At 67.8% G+C, this 16,836-nt stretch carries 19 protein-coding genes; 15 read left to right on the top strand and 4 right to left on the bottom strand.

Going from position 1 to position 16,836, the window contains the following annotated elements:
* Window positions 1-218 precede the first annotated feature (218 nt).
* Together HMPREF3115_RS14675 and HMPREF3115_RS14670 are read right to left on the bottom strand one after the other, a co-directional pair.
* On the bottom strand, window positions 219-827 hold the full coding sequence (locus tag HMPREF3115_RS14675; protein WP_070554903.1) for an acyl-homoserine-lactone synthase: 609 nt from the start codon (window positions 825-827) through the stop codon (window positions 219-221).
* A 205-nt stretch (window positions 828-1,032) separates the two neighbouring features.
* Complete coding sequence (locus tag HMPREF3115_RS14670; RefSeq protein ID WP_035487568.1) at window positions 1,033-1,476, bottom strand: DUF4902 domain-containing protein; 444 nt, start codon at window positions 1,474-1,476, stop codon at window positions 1,033-1,035.
* Window positions 1,477-1,550: 74 nt separating this feature from the next.
* Between HMPREF3115_RS14670 and HMPREF3115_RS14665 the strand changes: the two genes are divergently transcribed.
* Window positions 1,551-2,270 (top strand): autoinducer binding domain-containing protein, encoded by a 720-nt coding sequence (locus tag HMPREF3115_RS14665; RefSeq protein WP_006403200.1) that lies wholly within the window; start codon window positions 1,551-1,553, stop codon window positions 2,268-2,270.
* Between the two features lie 25 nt (window positions 2,271-2,295).
* Here HMPREF3115_RS14665 and HMPREF3115_RS14660 read toward each other — a convergent pair whose 3' ends face one another.
* Window positions 2,296-3,003, bottom strand: a complete 708-nt coding sequence (locus HMPREF3115_RS14660) for an MgtC/SapB family protein (RefSeq protein WP_006403201.1) — start codon at window positions 3,001-3,003, stop codon at window positions 2,296-2,298.
* 461 nt (window positions 3,004-3,464) lie between these two features.
* Here HMPREF3115_RS14660 and HMPREF3115_RS14655 point away from each other — a divergent pair, with 461 nt between their 5' ends.
* From HMPREF3115_RS14655 to HMPREF3115_RS14640, 4 genes are all read left to right on the top strand, one after another.
* Window positions 3,465-4,613, top strand: coding sequence for a metallophosphoesterase (locus HMPREF3115_RS14655; protein ID WP_059940453.1), 1,149 nt, complete (start codon window positions 3,465-3,467; stop codon window positions 4,611-4,613).
* Between the two features lie 133 nt (window positions 4,614-4,746).
* Window positions 4,747-5,358, top strand: coding sequence for an alpha-ketoglutarate-dependent dioxygenase AlkB family protein (locus HMPREF3115_RS14650; protein WP_053298415.1), 612 nt, complete (start codon window positions 4,747-4,749; stop codon window positions 5,356-5,358).
* A 322-nt stretch (window positions 5,359-5,680) separates the two neighbouring features.
* Window positions 5,681-5,887 (top strand): hypothetical protein, encoded by a 207-nt coding sequence (locus tag HMPREF3115_RS14645; RefSeq protein WP_006403204.1) that lies wholly within the window; start codon window positions 5,681-5,683, stop codon window positions 5,885-5,887.
* A gap of 271 nt (window positions 5,888-6,158) precedes the next feature.
* Complete coding sequence (locus tag HMPREF3115_RS14640; protein WP_006409827.1) at window positions 6,159-7,091, top strand: IclR family transcriptional regulator; 933 nt, start codon at window positions 6,159-6,161, stop codon at window positions 7,089-7,091.
* Window positions 7,092-7,191: 100 nt separating this feature from the next.
* Here the strand turns inward: HMPREF3115_RS14640 and HMPREF3115_RS14635 are convergent, their stop codons facing one another.
* The gene (locus tag HMPREF3115_RS14635) at window positions 7,192-8,271 is read right to left on the bottom strand and encodes a porin (protein ID WP_039217461.1); all 1,080 of its coding nucleotides are present in this window, start codon (window positions 8,269-8,271) and stop codon (window positions 7,192-7,194) included.
* 437 nt (window positions 8,272-8,708) lie between these two features.
* Between HMPREF3115_RS14635 and HMPREF3115_RS14630 the strand changes: the two genes are divergently transcribed.
* Genes HMPREF3115_RS14630 through HMPREF3115_RS14585 form a run of 10 tightly spaced genes read left to right on the top strand, consistent with a single transcriptional unit; the run spans window position 8,709 to window position 16,818 of the window.
* Complete coding sequence (locus HMPREF3115_RS14630; protein ID WP_070554901.1) at window positions 8,709-9,026, top strand: non-heme iron oxygenase ferredoxin subunit; 318 nt, start codon at window positions 8,709-8,711, stop codon at window positions 9,024-9,026.
* Window position 9,027: 1 nt separating this feature from the next.
* On the top strand, window positions 9,028-9,339 hold the full coding sequence (locus HMPREF3115_RS14625; RefSeq protein WP_053298417.1) for a recombinase-like helix-turn-helix domain-containing protein: 312 nt from the start codon (window positions 9,028-9,030) through the stop codon (window positions 9,337-9,339).
* 47 nt (window positions 9,340-9,386) lie between these two features.
* Window positions 9,387-10,457 (top strand): aromatic ring-hydroxylating dioxygenase subunit alpha, encoded by a 1,071-nt coding sequence (locus HMPREF3115_RS14620; RefSeq protein ID WP_070554900.1) that lies wholly within the window; start codon window positions 9,387-9,389, stop codon window positions 10,455-10,457.
* Window positions 10,450-11,220 (top strand): SDR family oxidoreductase, encoded by a 771-nt coding sequence (locus HMPREF3115_RS14615; RefSeq protein ID WP_070554899.1) that lies wholly within the window; start codon window positions 10,450-10,452, stop codon window positions 11,218-11,220. The genes HMPREF3115_RS14620 and HMPREF3115_RS14615 overlap by 8 nt, the downstream gene beginning before the upstream one ends.
* Before the next feature lie 27 nt (window positions 11,221-11,247).
* A complete protein-coding gene (locus HMPREF3115_RS14610; RefSeq protein ID WP_070554909.1) occupies window positions 11,248-11,775 on the top strand; it encodes a cupin domain-containing protein in 528 nt (175 codons plus the stop codon).
* Between the two features lie 18 nt (window positions 11,776-11,793).
* Entirely contained in the window at window positions 11,794-12,690 is an 897-nt protein-coding gene (locus tag HMPREF3115_RS14605; RefSeq protein ID WP_006403210.1) for an alpha/beta fold hydrolase, read from the top strand.
* Window positions 12,687-13,541, top strand: coding sequence for an IclR family transcriptional regulator (locus HMPREF3115_RS14600; protein ID WP_006396780.1), 855 nt, complete (start codon window positions 12,687-12,689; stop codon window positions 13,539-13,541). Before HMPREF3115_RS14605 ends, HMPREF3115_RS14600 begins: the two co-directional genes overlap by 4 nt.
* Window positions 13,538-14,335 (top strand): SDR family oxidoreductase, encoded by a 798-nt coding sequence (locus HMPREF3115_RS14595; protein ID WP_006409174.1) that lies wholly within the window; start codon window positions 13,538-13,540, stop codon window positions 14,333-14,335. Before HMPREF3115_RS14600 ends, HMPREF3115_RS14595 begins: the two co-directional genes overlap by 4 nt.
* The gene (locus HMPREF3115_RS14590) at window positions 14,328-15,995 is read left to right on the top strand and encodes a thiamine pyrophosphate-binding protein (protein ID WP_006403211.1); all 1,668 of its coding nucleotides are present in this window, start codon (window positions 14,328-14,330) and stop codon (window positions 15,993-15,995) included. Before HMPREF3115_RS14595 ends, HMPREF3115_RS14590 begins: the two co-directional genes overlap by 8 nt.
* Window positions 15,988-16,818 (top strand): aspartate dehydrogenase, encoded by an 831-nt coding sequence (locus HMPREF3115_RS14585; protein ID WP_070554897.1) that lies wholly within the window; start codon window positions 15,988-15,990, stop codon window positions 16,816-16,818. Before HMPREF3115_RS14590 ends, HMPREF3115_RS14585 begins: the two co-directional genes overlap by 8 nt.
* Window positions 16,819-16,836 lie beyond the last annotated feature (18 nt).

Here is a 16,836-nt window from a genome sequence, read left to right as displayed (position 1 = left end):
GGCCGCAAACGAGCGGCGCGGCGCCGGCGGCGCGGAACACGAGCCCGCGGCGGTCGAGCCGCACGAGCGGCAGCGGCCGCGCATACGCGGGATAGGCGATTGCAATGCGCGCGCCGTCGGCGCTCGTCAATCCGGGCATCATCGCGCGAAAGACCTGAGACTGGTCCACGTGGTTTCTCCTTCGTTACGATGCCGCCCGGCCGGACACGCGTGCCGGATCAGGCGGCAATGGCGGGCCGGGCGATGCGCTCCGGCTCGATTCCCAGTGCTGCAAACGTTTGCGGATCGAGGTCGATCCAGCAGGCGACGACCAGACGCCCGTCCACCTGCTTCGGCGGCCCCGCGCGGTGCGCGTGCACGCCGATCCTGCGAAACAGTCGTTCCATGCTCGCGAACGTCACGCCGATCAGCTGTCGCGCGCCGCGCTCGGCCGCGCACGAGACGACCGCCGCGAGCATCGGCCGCACGGCCCAATCGGCGCCCGTCGCGCCGCCGTCGGCGCCGCTGGCGGCGAACCGCGACAGCTCCCACACCGCGGTCGAGCGCGGCAGCGGCAGGTCGGGCGCGATCAGATCGGCGAACAGCGTTTCGAGCAGGTACGGACGCGTGGTCGGCAGCAGCCGCGCACAACCGCACAGCTCGCCGCTGCCGTCGCGCGCGACGACGTACACCGTGTCGTCGTGATCGAACGCGTCGCGATCGATTCCTTCGTCCGCGGACGGCAGCGTCCAGCCAAGCTGCTCGACGAAGACGCGGTGCCGATAGCGCGCGAGCTCCGTCGCCTGGGCGATCGGCAACTGCCTTCCCTCGTGAACGAAGGTCTGCATGGATGTCCTCGGATGTGTTTTGGTATGCGTGCATTACAGCGCGCGTCCCGAGGCGGCGGTAACTGGTAACTCTTACAGTATTGCGGCGCGGAAACGCCAATTTCGACGCGGTAACGGTTTCCCGGGCGCCGGGATTGAAAACGCGCGCGCTTTTGCTTATAAAGAGCGCCGGAATCGCGGAAACGTCAGAGGAATGCGGTGGTTGTCACTGCAGCGCCGGACCGGCATGATGGACGGGGTCGCGCCCGAGAATCGCGGCCGCGACGGCGGCAGCCCAGTCGATGCATGCGAGCCGGGCCGCGAGCGCGGCAGCGGTACCGCGCATGCCGATGTCGGCGCCGCTCGCGTCGACGCCCATCGCGTTGCTGCGCACGTCGCCGTCGAGAATGACGAACGTGCCCGATGCGCGTTCGAGGTACCAGTCCCAGCCGACCGTCACGTACGCGACGCCCGGGCCGGCCGGACGCTGCCATTCGGTATAGCCGGCGAGACGCGCGTCGATCGCGCTGTCGCGCAGTTCGGCGAGCAGTGCAGGATCGAGGCCGCTTGCGACGTGGTCGAGCGCGAGCGCGGCCAGCGCGCTTTCCGAGAGGCGCACATAGCCGTCCGGAGACGGACCGCGGACCGCGTGCAGCAAAGAAGAAGTCATGCGTTGGAATGTATCAGGCGCCCATCGGTGCTGGAACCTGACAAGTATGACAGCGTGACGTTGTCGGAGAAAGAATGGAACTGCGCTGGCAGGATGCCTACGATGAATTCAGCGCCGCGGAAGACGAGCAGCAACTCTTCCAGCGGATCGCCGCCTATTCGAAACGGCTCGGCTTCGAATACTGCTGCTACGGCATCCGCGTGCCGCTGCCGGTGTCGAAGCCGGCGGTCGCGATCTTCGATACCTATCCCGACGGCTGGATGGCGCACTATCAGGCGCAGAACTACATCGAGATCGATTCGACGGTGCGCGACGGCACGCTGAGCACGAACATGATCGTGTGGCCCGACGTCGACAAGATCGAGCCGTGTCCGCTGTGGCGCGACGCGCGCGATTTCGGGCTGTCGGTCGGCGTCGCGCAGTCGAGCTGGGCGGCGCGCGGCGCATTCGGCCTGCTGAGCATCGCGCGCCACGCGGATCGTCTGACGCCGGCCGAAATCAACATGCTGACGCTGCAGACGAACTGGCTCGCGAACCTGTCGCATTCGCTGATGAGCCGCTTCATGGTGCCGAAGCTGTCGCCCGAGGCACGCGTCACGCTGACCGCGCGCGAGCGCGAGGTGCTGTGCTGGACCGCCGAAGGGAAGACCGCGTGCGAGATCGGCCAGATCCTCAGCATCTCGGAGCGTACGGTCAACTTCCACGTGAACAACATCCTCGAGAAGCTCGGCGCGTCGAACAAGGTGCAGGCGGTCGTGAAGGCGATTTCGGCGGGGCTCATCGATACCCCGTGATGGTCGCGCGACGCGGTGCCGCGCGCTATTCCATCATCGGCTCGGCTTCCTTCGCGGTCCAGCTCACGCTCGAGATGCTTTTTTCCATGCTGATCCGGCTCGCGATCTGTTCGAGCTTCTGCTGATCCTTCGGATGCAGCTTCAGCGTGGCGGTAACCTTGAGCCGCTCCGGCTGGTCGGGTACGTCCTCGCTCGTCAGACTCTGGAACGACAGCGGCTTCGCATACATCAGGTTCGACAGAAGCGTGCGGATGTGCACTTCGTCGGACCCCAGGCAGATCACCGCGATCTGGTATTCGCGCACGAGGTCCGCGTTCGATACCGGCTGCGCGTTGATCGAATGGCTGACGCCGCGCAGCAGCGTATTGGTCAGCAGCACGATGCAGGTGCCCGCAAGCGCAGGCCCGAAGTGCCCGGTGCCGGACAGCACGCCGACGGCTGCGGAACACCACAGCGTCGCGGCCGTATTGATGCCCTGGATCGAGCCCTTGTCGCGCATGATCACGCCGCCGCCGAGAAAGCCGACGCCGGATACGACGTACGCGGCGATCCGCGTGACGCCTTCGATGCCGTCGCCGGTCAGGACGCCGAGCGTGATGAACAGGCACGCGCCGCACGCGACGAGCGTGATCGTGCGCAGGCCCGCGGTGCGCTGCCGGATCTGCCGCTCGAGGCCGATCGCGACGCCGCATGCGAACGCGGTGAAAAGTCGAAGTGCGAATTCGAAGGTCATGTGTGTCCTGCCGTGCAAGAGGCGCATGCGGGCCCGCGCGGTCGCGGCGCGAGGCCGGACGACGCGCGATGGCCGTCGTCGCGCGGTACTGTACCGCGCGAATGCGCAATGCTGTGTGAAACGGGAGGCGTGCATGGCTCGCGGAACGCGAGCCGGGGCAGCAGGACTGCGGCGGACAGGCGTTCAGGCGGCAAGCGGAGCACGCAACGAAGTGCTGCAACTGTCCACGATGATTCCTGGGAGAAAGACTGGCCGGCATTCTAGTGGGCGCCGCGTCGGCTCGTCAACCCGCGGCGGCAGGCCGCACCGGCAAGCGCAGCGTGTCGCGCATGGCGGTCCGCCGCGCGATCGAGTCGCGTGGATCTGTGTACCATCGCCTTACGACGCGACATGCGCGCGCGGGGCATCGAGGCTCCGTTCGACGCGTCGCGGTGCGGTACCGCAACGAGGGTGAGCGTTCCATGCGAAGTTTCTTTGTCCGGTTCATTGCAATCGGCGTGATGTTCCATCTGTACGTCGGGTTAAGGATCATTCCCGACGCATTCGCTTCACCGGTCGCGCGCACGCTGGCCGCGCTCGTGCTGGCCGGCTTCTGTGTGCTGATTCCGGTCGGCATGTTCTCGCGCCGCTTCGACGAAGGGTGGCCCGCGACGCTGTTCGGCTGGGCCGGTTCGATCGCGATGGGCTTCTTCTCGTCGCTGCTGGTACTGACGTTTCTGCGCGAATTCGTGCTGCTCGGCGCATACCTGTGGCGGCAGGCCGGGCACGGCGGCGCGTGGGCCGGTGCCGCGCCGGATACCGCGCTCGGCGTGGTGATCGGTGCGCTGCTCGTCACGGCGATCGGCTTCGTCGGCGCGCGTCGTACCGCGGCGATCAAGCGTGTGGCGATTCCCGTGACGGGGCTGCCCGCGGCGCTCGACGGGCTGAAGATCGTGCAACTATCGGACATCCACGTGGGCCCCACGATCAAGCGGCCGTATGTCGAGCGCATCGTGCGCGCGGTCAACGCGCTCGATGCGGATCTGGTCGTCGTGACGGGCGACGTGGTCGACGGTTCCGTGCCGCGGCTGCGCGAACATACGGCGCCGCTCGCGCGGATGCAGTCGCGGTACGGCAGCTTTCTCGTGACCGGCAACCACGAGTATTACGCGGGTGCGCATGCATGGATCGAGGAGTTCCGGCGCATCGGGCTGACCGTGCTGCTGAACGAGCACGTGGTGATCGAGCACGGCGGCGCGCGCTTCGTGCTCGCCGGCGTGACCGACTTCACGGCCGGCGGATTCGACCCGGCGCATCGCAGCGATCCCGCGCGTGCGCTCGCCGGCGCGCCGGCCGACGTCGGCACGCGGATCCTGCTCGCGCATCAGCCGCGCAGCGCGGAACAGGCGAGTCGCGCGGGTTTCTCGGTGCAGTTGTCCGGCCATACGCACGGCGGCCAGTTCCTGCCGTGGCCGCCGTTCGTGCGCCTGCAGCAGCCGGTGATCGGCGGTCTCACGCAGTTCGGCGACATGTGGCTCTATACGAGCCGCGGCACCGGCTACTGGGGGCCGCCGAACCGTTTCGGCGTGCCGTCCGAGATCACGCTGATCCGGCTCGCGCGCAGCGCATGAGGGACGCGGCGTCGCGCGGGCCGCGTCGATGCGCGGCATGCGCGCGCTTTTCCGGAAGCCGGCGACGGATGCGCATGGCAGCGCCGCCCGCCGTTGGCTAGTATGCAGACATACCGCTCCCGTATCGCCCCGCATGTCGACCCCCGATCTTTTTGACGAGACGCCCGCGCCCGACGTCGACTGGTACCCGGACTGGCTCGCATCGTCCGATGCCGATCGGCTGCTCGCGGCGCTGATCGACGAAGTGGCGTGGCGCCAGGACACGATCCGCACACCGCGCGGACGCATTCCTCTGCCGCGGCTGACTGCATGGCAGGGCGAGCCCGACGCCGTCTACGTGTATTCGGGCATTCGCAACGTGCCGGCGCCATGGACGCCGGCCGTGCTGGAGCTCAAGCGCGGCGTCGAGGCGGCGTGCGGCGCGCGGTTCAACAGCGTGCTGCTCAACCGCTATCGGAACGGGCAGGACGGGATGGGCTGGCATGCGGACAACGAACCCGAACTCGGCGACGCGCCCGTGATCGCGTCGGTCAGCCTCGGCGCGATGCGCGTGTTCGACCTGCGCCACCGCGCATCGGGCGCCACGCACGCGTACCGGCTCACACACGGCAGCCTGCTGGTGATGCGCGGGCGCACGCAGGTCGAATGGCAGCACCGCGTGCCGAAGGCGCCGTCAGTGCGCGGCGAACGCGTGAACCTGACGTTCCGGTACGTGTATCCGGCGGCGAAGGCGACCGACCGATAACGGACGAACCGGCGCTTGGGCAGACGAGCGCGCGTACAGCGCCCGCACGCGCGGGAAATCGTGCGGCACGTTGCCGCACAGAGGCGCTCCGCTGCATGTCGGCGAACCGGCACACACTTCCGCAGAAGCCCGCGCCGGCAGGGCCGGGGATCGATTCATCGACCGCCCGGTTCCGATAGCTGAGTGAAACCTCTGATGGTGCGTCGCAACAAATTCTGACTAGACTATCGAATGGCTGATAGCGCGCCGGGGAGCCGGCGCCCATTTCTACAACATGCCTCATGCGCTGCGGGCCCAGCGCGGACAGGCAGGAGCACACCGCGTGAGCGCATTGCATGAATCCCTCGAACCCTCGCTGCACGTCTTCGAGCAAGACGGCGGATGGCAATGGGCGCTGACGGTGAAGCGTGCGTCCGGCGTCGGCGTCAAGGTCGTCGCGTTCAGCGAGCAGGGCTTTGCACACGAAGCCGACGCGCACGCGGCGGGCCAGCGCGCCCGCACCGAGTACGTCGACGCCGTCGCAGCCTGAGCGCGCAGCGCGTCGGTCCGTCGCAACGCCGGCGCAGCCGCGCGTTCTCGGCGCGGACATTCTCCCGGGCGCCCGTGCGCATCCCCGTCTATCGCTGATATTCTTTCGATCGTGTCAGCCTATGCGGCCGTCGTCGCGCGCAGCGCGCCGGCACGACGCGCGGGGCCGGCCGGGTCGTGTTGATCCGGCCGGACCGCCCATCCATAATTCTTCATCGCGGGTATCTCGTGAGCGATTCCATTTCGTCCATGTGCAGTGAGGCAATACAACGATGAGCGGCGTACCGAAACCGTCGGCCCGGCCGTCGCGCGCGCCGCGCGACGCCGAACGCGACGAACTGCCGCCGCCCGCAGCGGGCGACGACGAACCGGCCGCCGGCGCATCGTCGTATCTGGTGCCCGGTCTCGAACGCGGGCTGCGGATCCTCGCCGAATTCACGGCGCGCGAGCCGGTGCTCGGTGCGCCCGAGCTGTCGAAGCGCATCGGCATTCCGCGCACGACGACGTTCCGTCTGCTGCAGACGCTCGAGGCGCTCGGCTTTCTCGAGCGCGTGAACGGCGATCGTTATTTCCGGCTCGGCGTCGGCGTGCTGCGGCTCGGCTTCGAATATCTGAACTCGCTGGAGCTGACCGATCTCGGCACGCCGGTGCTCGAACGGCTGCGCGATGCGACGAGCCTGTCCACGCATCTGCTGATCCGCGATCAGCGCGATGTCGTGTTCGTCGCGAAAGCGCAGAGCAACGCGTCGATGTTCGGCTCGGTGAAGGTGCATGTCGGCACGCGGCTGCCCGCGCACGCGACCGTGCATGGCCACGTGCTGATGGGCGACCTCACGCGCGACGCGCTGCGCCAGCTCTATCCGGAAAAGCGGCTCGAGCAGTTCACCGACCGCACGCCGGCCACCGTCGACGAGCTGTACGAGCGCGTGCGTCAGTACGCGCGGCTCGGCTATGCGGTCAGCGAGGCCGCGTTCGAAAGCGGGATTTCGGCGGTCACCGCGCCGGTGCGCGATCATTCGGGCTCGATCGTGGCCGCGATCACCGCGACGGTGCCGCGCTCCGAGATCGGCGACGCGGCCGAGAAGGAGCGGCTCGTCGAAGCCGTGTGCGGCGCGGCCGTCGATCTGTCCCAGCGTCTGAACTACCGTCCGCTCGACAGCGATCCGACGTTCGCGCACGCGCGTCACAAGGTCGCGATGTTCTGATGCGCACGCTCGGCCGCGGCGGCCGTCGATAAAACAGCAGAGCGGCCCGCGGGCCGCTCTCGTCGTTTACGGATGCCGCGTCGGGACACGCGGCGGCCGGTCAGAACGAGTGGTGAATCCCCGCGAGCACGATCAGCTGGTTCGCGGTGCTCGATACGCCGGCCGTAAAGAACGCGGCGTGCGCGCCGCCCGACGCATGCTCGTACAGCACGTTTGCATAGAGCTGCGTGCGTTTCGACAGCGCATAGATGTCGCCGAGTTCGACCTGCGTCCAGCGGCGGCCGGCGAGCGTCGTCGTCGCGGCGCCGCCCGCGATCGTGTTGAACGGACTGCTGCGGTAGTTGACGCCCGCATCGTAGCTCTGGAACGTGTCGGAATAGCCGTTCGACTGCATCTTCGTGCGCGTGTACAGCCCGTGCACGAGAAAGTCGCCGAACTGATACGACGCGCCGGCGCCGATGTTCTCGACCTTGTTCGCGAGATAGCCGTTCGCCGTGTTCTGCCCCTGGAACGACGCGATGCCGGTTTGCGAGATCAGCACCGAGCGGTCGTGCTCGCTCGAGTAGACGGCGGCCGCCTTGAACGGCCCGTTCGCATAGTTCAGCGCGACGCCGACCGACTTGCCGGTCGAGAAGTTCGTCGTATTGCCGAGCGCGAGCGTCGCCGCGGCCGAGAAGCCCGCGAAGCTCGGCGACCGGTACTTGATCGCGTTGTTGTACGGCACGTTGCCGGTCGCGGCGAGCCCGTCGATGTTGCCGGGGTGGAACGCGAACCAGCTCATCGCAAGGTAGGCGGTGCTGAGCGGATCGAGATAGTCGAACATCAGCGGCGTCTGGCGGCCGAGCGTCAGCGTGCCGAGGCGCTCGGAGCTGAGGCCGACGTAGGCGGCGCGATTCCAGATCGTGTTCGCGGTCGCGAACTGGCCGTTGTTCGTATAGAAGCCGTTCTCGAGCTGGAAGATCGCCGACAGGCCGCCGCCCAGATCTTCCTTGCCCTTCAGCCCCCAGCGATCGGGCTGCGTATTGCCCTGGATCATCGCCCACTTCGCGTGGCCGCCGACGTTGTTCACGTACGCGACGCCCGCATCGAGGCTCCCGTACAGCACCACGCTGCTCTGCGCCCACGCGCCCGACACGGCGCCCATCCCGACGACCGCTGCTGCTACCGCATGCTTGACCATGTGATCTCCTGACTCTCCATCCGAATGAAAACGGGCGGTGGTACTGCGCGCATGGACGACCGGCCGTCACGCGAGTCCCTCGCCCGACGGGCGGTTCATGTGTTCCATATAAGGAACATTGTGCCTCTGATGGAATGAAGTATAGGGGCGCCACAATGCCGGAAAAAAAATAAATTTTTCGGGCCGGATGCATGTCGCGTGGCGCGCCGCCGGCGGCCCGGTTTCCGCGCGCCAACGCGATAAATCCCCGTCGCACAAGAAAAATTCGGTAAATGGCCGTGCTTTCGCACGATCGTCGAATCGGCAGTCGGTGTTTTCCCTAGGACGAGCAGCTTTTTATTTTGATCGCCGAAAGTCGCTCCTATAATCACCATACATAAACTGCTGTTCCTAATATGGAACAAAAATCGAGAGTCGATCAGAAGGAAGGGTGTGAGATGTCTGAACAATGGGTTTGCGCCGGGCACGCCGGCGCGCTGTCGGAAGACACGCCGATCGAGTTCAAGCGGACCGACAGTGTCGAGATCGGGATCTATCGCGTCGGCGACCAGGTGTACGCGCTCGAGAACGTGTGCCCGCATGCATACGCGCTGCTGACGCAGGGTTTCGTCGACGAAGGCACGGTCGAATGCCCGCTGCACGAAGCCGTGTTCGACATCAGGACGGGCGAATGCCTGAAGGGGCCCGGCGGCCGTGCACTGAAGCAGTACGCGGTGCGCCTCGCCGGCGAGGAAATCCAGATCAAGGTGGAATGACATGAAAGAAGCGAGCGTGAACTTCAACCCGTTCCTGAAGCCGTGGGTGGCGCCGCAGCCGAACAACGTCGCCGGCAAGGGGCAGATCGAGATCCCCGGTCAGGTCGAGAACCGGATCTGGCAGACGCGCAAGGCCGAACCCACCCAGTACGAGAACGACCTCGGCGATGCACTGGAACGCGTGTTCGAGGCCGGCGCGACCGAGCTCGACGACGTGGTCGCGGGCCTGAACCGGATCGGCTTTCGCACGCCCGACGGCGCGCCGTGGACCGCCGAGCGCTTCTGCGCCGAAATGGCGTCGCTCGCGGAATGACCGCGCGCGCCGAGCGACCGACAGACAACCGCATCCGGAGCACACTGATGACGTCCCCCGCACAACACGCATCGCAACACGACCCGGTCCGTGACTATCTCGACCGCGGCATCAAGAACTACTGGTATCCCGTCGCGCCGAGCTGGCAGGTATCGAACGCGCCGGTCGGCATTACGCGCCTGTCCGAACAGATCGTGCTGTGGCGCGATCAGGACGGGAAGGTCCACGCGCTCGAAGATCGCTGCCCGCATCGCGGCGCACGTCTGTCGCTCGGCTGGAACCTCGGCGGCAGCGTCGCATGCTGGTATCACGGCATCGAAGTCGACGGCAGCGGGACGGTCAACAAGGTGCCGGCGGTCGCGAACTGCCCGCTGGAAGGCGCGAAGTGCGTGAAGTCGTATCCGGTCGAGGAGAAGGCCGGCGCGATCTTCCTGTGGTTCGGCGACGACGCGCATCCGGAACCCGCACCGCTGAATCTGCCGGTCGAACTGGTCGCCGACGAATACGCGCATTTCCTCTGCATGTCGAACTGGAAGTGCAATTACCAGTACGCGATCGACAACGTGATGGATCCGATGCACGGCGCGTATCTGCACGCGACGTCGCACTCGATGGCCGAAGGCGACAAGCAGGCCGACATGCGCGTGCGCAAGACCGAGACGGGGCTGATGTTCGAAAAGATCGGCCAGCGCGACGTGAACTTCGACTGGGTCGAACTCGGCGAAACCGGCTGCCTCTGGATGCGCCTCGCGATTCCGTACAAGCAGAAGTTCGGCCCCGGAGGCAACTTCGGGATCATCGGCTTTGCGACGCCGGTTGACGACGACCACTGCCAGGTCTACTTCTGGCGCACGCGCAAGGTCGTCGGCTGGCAGCGCGACGTGTGGCGCTTCATGTACCGCAACCGCCTCGAAGGTCTGCACTGGGACGTGCTCGAGCAGGACCGCTACGTCCTCGAAAGCCTCGCGCCGAACGCTCGCGATCACGAATATCTGTATCAGCACGACGTCGGCATCACGCGCGTGCGCCGGATGCTGCGCCAGCGTGCACAGGAACATCTGTCGGCGCTCGATGCGCATCGCGCGGCGCAGGCCGCAACGGAGTCCGCGCATGGCTGAGCACGCACCGGTCGTGTCGCTCGCCGGGCGGCGCGTCGTCGTGACGGGCGGCGCGCGCGGACTCGGCGCCGCGTTCGTGACGGCGCTCGTCGACGCGGGCGCGCAAGTCGCGTTCGGCGACGTGCTCGTCGACGAAGGCCGTGCGCTCGCCGCATCGCTCGCGCAGCGCGGCCATGCCGCGCATTTCTTCGCGCTCGATCTCGCCGACGCGGCCAGCATCGACGCATTCGTCGCGCAATGCGCCACGGCGCTCGGCGGCATCGACGGCCTGATCAACAACGCGGCGATCACGAACTCGGGCGGCAAGGCGTCGACGGAACTCGACGTGCCGACATGGGACGCGGTGATGAACGTGAACGTGCGCGGCCTCTGGCTCGTCAGCAACGCCGCGCTGCCGCACCTCGCGCAATCGGGCCGCGGTGCGATCGTGAACCTCGCCTCGGATACCGCGCTGTGGGGTGCGCCGAAGCTGCTCGCCTACGTGGCGAGCAAGGGCGCCGTGATCGCGATGACGCACGCGCAGGCGCGCGAATTCGGCGCACACGGCGTGACGGTCAATGCGATCGCGCCGGGTCTCACCGAAGTCGAGGCGACCGCATACGTGCCCGCGGAGCGGCACGTGTATTACCTGCAGGGCCGTGCGCTCACGCGTGCGCAGGTGCCGGGCGACGTGACGGGCCCCGTGCTGTTCCTGCTGTCCGACGCCGCGCGCTTCGTGACCGGTCAACTGCTGCCGGTCAACGGCGGCTTCGTAATGAATTGATGGTTTTCACTCTTTGAGGAGATGACGATGGCGGACACCGATATCGAACGCAAATCGTGGGATCAGCCGGAAGGCGCAACGTTCGGCGAGTGGATGGAAGGGCGTGTCGCGCGCTATGCGACGCGCCGCTACGACTGGGATGCGCTGAAGTTCCAGGCCGACTACGACCCGAAGTATCGCCGCGCGCAGATGCGCTATGTCGGCACGGGCGGCACGGGCGTCGCGAAGGACGTGAACACGGTGCCGGCCGGCAACTTCACGTTCTCGACGATGGTGATCCCGGCCGGCAACATCGGCCCGAGCCATATTCACATCGACGTCGAGGAAATCTTCTTCGTGCTGCGCGGCAAGATGAAGGTGATCTGCGAGCGCGACGGCGAAACGTGGGAAGCGATTCTTGGCGAGCGCGATCTGATTTCGGTGCCGCCCGGCGTGTATCGCACGGAGATCAACATCGGCGAGGAAGACGCGCTGATGTGCGTGATGCTCGGTTCGCCGAAGCCGATCACGCCGACGTATCCGCCCGATTCGCCGCTCGCGAAGATCAAGCGCTGACACGGAGCGGATGAAGCGATGAGTGTCGTCGACAAACGAGAACGCGACCGCACCGCGGCGTTCGCCACGCTGCTCGAGCGGTTTCCCGAGCAGCGCTGCGCCGCCGGCGCGGCGGGCACGATCGGTTATCGCGAGGCCGGTGCGCAGCAGGCTGGCGCCGCGCTGCCCGTCGTGCTGCTGCACGGGATCGGCTCGGGCGCCGCGTCGTGGGTGCGCCAGCTCGACGCGCTCGGCGCTTCGCGCCGCGTGCTCGCGTGGGACGCGCCCGGCTACGGCGCATCGACGCCGGTGCACGGCGCATCGCCGTCGGCCGTCGATTACGCGGCGTCGCTCGACGCGTGGCTCGACGCGCTCGGCATCGCGCGCTGCGTGCTCGTCGGGCATTCGCTCGGCGCGATCGTCGCGGGCGGCATGGTGCGCGTGAAGCCCGAGCGGATCGCGGGGCTGCTGCTGATTTCGCCGGCCGGCGGATACGGCAGCGCGCCGGCCGAGACGCGCGCGTCGCGCCGCGACGCGCGGCTCGCGATGCTCGCGGAACTCGGGCCTGCCGGGCTCGCCGCGCAGCGCAGCGGCAACATGCTGTCGGGCTTCGCGACCGAAGACGCGCGCGCATGGGTGCGCTGGAACATGGCGCGCATCGTGCCGGCCGGCTATGCGCAGGCCACGCATCTGCTCGCCAATGCCGATCTCGCGGCCGATCTCGCCGGGTTCCGCGGCCGCACGGCGGTGGCCGTGGGCGCGAACGACGCGATTACGCCGCCCGCGGCGTGCGAACGCATCGCGGCGGCCGCCGGCGTCGGACTGCAGGTGATTCCGCAGGCCGGCCACGCGGGCTACGTCGAGGCGCCCGACGTCTATTCGGCCTTGATCGACGCGTTCTGCCGGCAGTGCGACATCGAGCGGAGGGCGGCATGAGCGAACCGTTGCAGAGCGCGGCCGAACCTGCGAAGGCCGAAGCGAGCTACGTCGTGCCCGGCCTCGAGCGCGGGCTGCGGATTCTCGCCGAATTCTCGCCGCGCGAACCGGTACTCGGCGCGCCGGAGCTGTCGAAGCGGCTCGGCATTCCGCGCACGACCGTATTCCGTCTGCTGCAGACGCTGGAATCGCTCGGCTTTCTCGAGCGCGCCGACAAGGACCGCAACTACAAGCTCGGCATCGCGGTGCTGCGGCTCGGCTTCGAATATCTGAGCTCGCTCGAGCTGACCGATCTCGGCCTGCCCGTGATCGAAAGCCTGCGCGATGCGACCGGCTTCACGACGCACATCGTGATCCGCGACGGCCGCGACGTCGTGTTCGTTGCGAAGGCGCAGAGCGAGGCGCCCGTGTTCAGTTCGATTCGCGTGAACGTCGGTACGCGGCTGCCCGCGCACGCGACGACGCACGGTCACGTGCTGATGGGCGACCTGTCGCTGGACGAGCTGCGCGCGCTGTATCCGGAAGGCACGCTGCCGCGGATGACGAACGCGACGCCGGACACGGTCGACGCGCTGTACACCATGATCCGCGAGGATGCGCTGCGCGGATACGGCATCAGCAATTCGTCGTTCGAGCGCGGGATTTCGGTCGTGACCGCGCCGGTGCGCAACGACACGCAGAAGATCGTCGCCTGCATCACGGTGACGGTGCCGCGCCCGGAGATCGACGCGACGCTGATCGCCGACGGGCTGATCGACAAGGTGCGGCGCGCGGCGGCTGAACTGTCGCGGCGGCTCAATTACCGCTCGGACGACGAGCACACGTTTTTGAAGGCTTTGGGACTCCGATGATTCAGATCGATCTGACCGGGCAGGTCGCGGTGGTGACGGGCGGTTCGTCCGGCATCGGCCTCGCGACGGCCGAACGGTTCTTGCAGGCCGGCGCGTCGATCGCGATTTGCGGCCGCGACGGCGAACGTCTCGCGCGCGCCGAGACGATGCTCGGCGAACGGTATCCGGGCGCGCCGCTGCTCGCCGTGCGCTGCAACGTGCTCGACGAAGCCGACGTGAGCGCGTTCGCGCAGGCCGTGTCGGACCGCTTCGGCCGCACCGACATGCTGGTCAACAACGCCGGCCAGGGCCGCGTGTCGACGTTCGCCGAGACGACCGACGACGCGTGGCGCGACGAGCTCGAGCTCAAGTACTTCAGCATCATCCGCCCGACGCGCGCGTTCCTGCCGATGCTGCGCGACGCGCCTGCGCCGACGATCACGTGCGTGAACTCGCTGCTCGCGCTGCAGCCGGAGCCGCACATGGTCGCGACCTCGTCCGCGCGCGCGGGCGTGCTGAGCCTCGTGAAGTCGCTCGCGACGGAATTGGCGCCGCAGCGGATCCGCGTGAACTCGATCCTGATCGGAATCGTCGAGTCCGGCCAGTGGCGCCGCCGCTACGAGGCGCAGGCGCAGCCCGGCGAAAGCTGGGAAGACTGGACCGGCGCGCTCGCGCGCAAGAAGAACATTCCGCTGAACCGCTTCGGCAAGCCCGACGAGGCCGCCTGGGCGCTTTTTTATCTCGCAACGCATCTGTCGTCCTACACGACGGGCAGCCATATCGACGTTTCTGGAGGCTTTGCACGCCATGTCTAAAAAAACCACGGTTGGCGAGCTGATTGCCGCCTTTCTCGAGCAGTGCGGCGTGAAGACCGCATTCGGTGTCATCTCGATCCACAACATGCCGATCCTCGATGCGATCAACACGCGCGGCAACATCCGCTACGTGGGCGCACGCGGCGAAGCCGGCGCGGTCAACATGGCCGACGGCCTCGCGCGCGTGTCGGGCGGCCTCGGCGTCGCGTTCACGAGCACCGGCACGGCGGCGGGCAATGCGGCCGGCGCGATGGTCGAGGCGCTGACGGCCGGCACCGCGCTGCTGCACATCACCGGGCAGATCGAAACGCCGTACCTCGATCAGGATCTCGCGTATATCCACGAAGCGCCCGATCAGCTGACGATGCTCGACGCGATCTCGAAGGCCGCATTCCGCGTGCGGACCGTCGAAACCGTGCTGCCGACGATCCGCGAAGCGGTGCGCATCGCGCAGACCGCGCCGACGGGCCCCGTGTCGGTCGAGATTCCGATCGACATCCAGGCGGCCGAGATCGAATGGCCGGAAGACCTCGCGCCCGCGCACGTCGCGGTGCGCGAGCACGACAGCGCGCGCGTCGCGAAGCTCGCCGACGCGCTCGCCTCGAAGCGCCGTCCGCTGCTGTGGCTCGGCGGCGGCGCGCGGCATGCGCGCGCCGAAGTCGAGCGCTTGGTGAAGCTCGGCTTCGGTGTCGTCACCAGCGTGCAGGGGCGCGGCGTGCTGCCCGAGGATCATCCGGCCACGCTCGGCGCGTTCAACGTGCATGCGGCCGTCGAAGCGTTCTACAAGACCTGCGATGCGCTCGTCGTCGTCGGTTCGCGGCTGCGCGGCAACGAAACGCTGAAGTACAAGCTCGCGCTGCCGCAGCCGCTGTTCCGCATCGACGCGGATGCGCTCGCCGACAACCGCGGCTATCGCAACGCGCTGTTCGTGCACGGCGATTCGAAGCGCGTGCTCGCCGAACTCGCCGACCGTCTCGAAGGCCGGCTGTCGGTCGACCCGCAGTTCGCGGTCGATCTGGCCGGCGCGCGCGAACAGGCTGTGGCCGACGTGTCGAAGGGACTCGGGCCGTACAAGCAGCTCGTCGACACGCTGCAGAGCGCGGTCGGACGCGACTACAACTGGGTGCGCGACGTGACGATCTCGAACAGCACGTGGGGCAATCGGCTGCTGAAGATCTTCGAGCCGCGTGCGGGCGTGCATGCGCTCGGCGGCGGCATCGGCCAGGGCATTCAGATGGGGATCGGCGCGGCGCTCGCGGGTAGCGCGGCGAAGACGGTGTGCCTCGTCGGCGACGGCGGCCTGATGGTGAACGTCGGCGAGCTCGTCACGGCCGTGCAGGAAAACGCGAACGTGATGATCGTGCTGATGAACGATCAGTGCTACGGCGTGATCCGCAACATCCAGGACGCGCACTACGGGGGCCGCCGCTGCTTCGTGCAACTGCATCAGCCCGATTTCGCGCAGTTCTGCGCAAGCTTCGGCCTGACGCACTACCGCATCACGTCGCTCGACCAGGCCGAAGCGGTCGTGCGCGAAGGCCTCGCGAAGCAGGGGCCGGTGATGGTCGAGGTCGACATGCTGTCGGTCGGCTCGTTCGCTTCCGCGTTCGCGGGCCCGCCGGTGAAGAAGGAAGCGCCGGAGGAGCGCCAGTATGCGTAACGGCCACGCGCACCACGGGCATGCGCCCGTCGACGTCGCGATGATCGGCTTCGGTGCGATCGGCGCGGCCGTCTATCGCGCGGTCGAGCACGACGCGTCGCTGCGCGTCGCGCACGTGATCGTGCCCGAGCATCAGCGTGACGCCGTGCAGCGCGATCTCGGCGGCGCGGTGGAGGTCGTGTCGTCGGTCGACGCGCTGGCCCGCCGCCCCGAGTTCGCGCTCGAATGCGCGGGCCACAGCGCGCTCGTCGATCACGTCGTGCCGTTGCTGAAGTCGGGCACCGACTGCGCGGTGGCGTCGATCGGCGCGCTGTCCGATCTCGTGCTGCTCGACGCGCTGTCGCGGGCCGCCGACGAAGGCGACGCGACGCTGACGCTGCTCTCGGGCGCGATCGGCGGAATCGACGCACTCGCGTCCGCGAGGCAGGGCGGCCTCGACGAGGTGCTGTACGTCGGCCGCAAGCCGCCGCTCGGCTGGCTCGGCACGCCGGCCGAAGCCTTGTGCGACCTGCGCACGATGACGGAGGAAAAGGTGATCTTCGAAGGCACCGCGCGCGATGCCGCGCGGCTGTATCCGAAGAACGCGAACGTCGCGGCGACCGTTGCGCTGGCCGGCGTCGGCCTCGATGCGACGCGCGTGCGCCTGATCGCCGATCCGGCCGTCGCGCGCAACGTGCACCGCATCACCGCACGCGGTGCGTTCGGCGAGATGTCGCTCGAAATGAGCGGCAAGCCGCTGCCCGACAACCCGAAGACGTCCGCGCTGACCGCATTCAGCGCGATCCGCGCGCTGCGCAATCGCGCGGCCCGCTGCGTGATCTGACGATGCGGCCGACCGACC

The organism is Burkholderia sp. HMSC10F09 (assembly GCF_001806955.1).
In the GTDB taxonomy this organism is placed as follows: Bacteria; Pseudomonadota; Gammaproteobacteria; order Burkholderiales; family Burkholderiaceae; genus Burkholderia; species Burkholderia multivorans.
The sequence above is the reverse complement of the archived record's forward strand: the minus strand, read 5'-3'. Positions and strand labels throughout refer to the sequence as shown.

Excerpts from the sequence above, each read along its gene's own strand:
- HMPREF3115_RS14605 (WP_006403210.1), top strand. The coding sequence starts at position 11,794 with ATGAGTGTCGTCGACAAACGAGAACGCGACCGCACCGCGGCGTTCGCC.
- HMPREF3115_RS14590 (WP_006403211.1), top strand. The coding sequence starts at position 14,328 with ATGTCTAAAAAAACCACGGTTGGCGAGCTGATTGCCGCCTTTCTCGAG.
- HMPREF3115_RS14655 (WP_059940453.1), top strand. The coding sequence starts at position 3,465 with ATGCGAAGTTTCTTTGTCCGGTTCATTGCAATCGGCGTGATGTTCCAT.
- HMPREF3115_RS14665 (WP_006403200.1), top strand. The coding sequence starts at position 1,551 with ATGGAACTGCGCTGGCAGGATGCCTACGATGAATTCAGCGCCGCGGAA.
- HMPREF3115_RS14620 (WP_070554900.1), top strand. The coding sequence starts at position 9,387 with ATGACGTCCCCCGCACAACACGCATCGCAACACGACCCGGTCCGTGAC.
- HMPREF3115_RS14635 (WP_039217461.1), bottom strand. The coding sequence starts at position 8,271 with ATGGTCAAGCATGCGGTAGCAGCAGCGGTCGTCGGGATGGGCGCCGTG.
- HMPREF3115_RS14670 (WP_035487568.1), bottom strand. The coding sequence starts at position 1,476 with ATGACTTCTTCTTTGCTGCACGCGGTCCGCGGTCCGTCTCCGGACGGC.
- HMPREF3115_RS14675 (WP_070554903.1), bottom strand. The coding sequence starts at position 827 with ATGCAGACCTTCGTTCACGAGGGAAGGCAGTTGCCGATCGCCCAGGCG.
- HMPREF3115_RS14600 (WP_006396780.1), top strand. The coding sequence starts at position 12,687 with ATGAGCGAACCGTTGCAGAGCGCGGCCGAACCTGCGAAGGCCGAAGCG.
- HMPREF3115_RS14625 (WP_053298417.1), top strand. The coding sequence starts at position 9,028 with ATGAAAGAAGCGAGCGTGAACTTCAACCCGTTCCTGAAGCCGTGGGTG.
- HMPREF3115_RS14650 (WP_053298415.1), top strand. The coding sequence starts at position 4,747 with ATGTCGACCCCCGATCTTTTTGACGAGACGCCCGCGCCCGACGTCGAC.
- HMPREF3115_RS14630 (WP_070554901.1), top strand. The coding sequence starts at position 8,709 with ATGTCTGAACAATGGGTTTGCGCCGGGCACGCCGGCGCGCTGTCGGAA.
- HMPREF3115_RS14595 (WP_006409174.1), top strand. The coding sequence starts at position 13,538 with ATGATTCAGATCGATCTGACCGGGCAGGTCGCGGTGGTGACGGGCGGT.
- HMPREF3115_RS14585 (WP_070554897.1), top strand. The coding sequence starts at position 15,988 with ATGCGTAACGGCCACGCGCACCACGGGCATGCGCCCGTCGACGTCGCG.
- HMPREF3115_RS14660 (WP_006403201.1), bottom strand. The coding sequence starts at position 3,003 with ATGACCTTCGAATTCGCACTTCGACTTTTCACCGCGTTCGCATGCGGC.
- HMPREF3115_RS14640 (WP_006409827.1), top strand. The coding sequence starts at position 6,159 with ATGAGCGGCGTACCGAAACCGTCGGCCCGGCCGTCGCGCGCGCCGCGC.
- HMPREF3115_RS14615 (WP_070554899.1), top strand. The coding sequence starts at position 10,450 with ATGGCTGAGCACGCACCGGTCGTGTCGCTCGCCGGGCGGCGCGTCGTC.
- HMPREF3115_RS14610 (WP_070554909.1), top strand. The coding sequence starts at position 11,248 with ATGGCGGACACCGATATCGAACGCAAATCGTGGGATCAGCCGGAAGGC.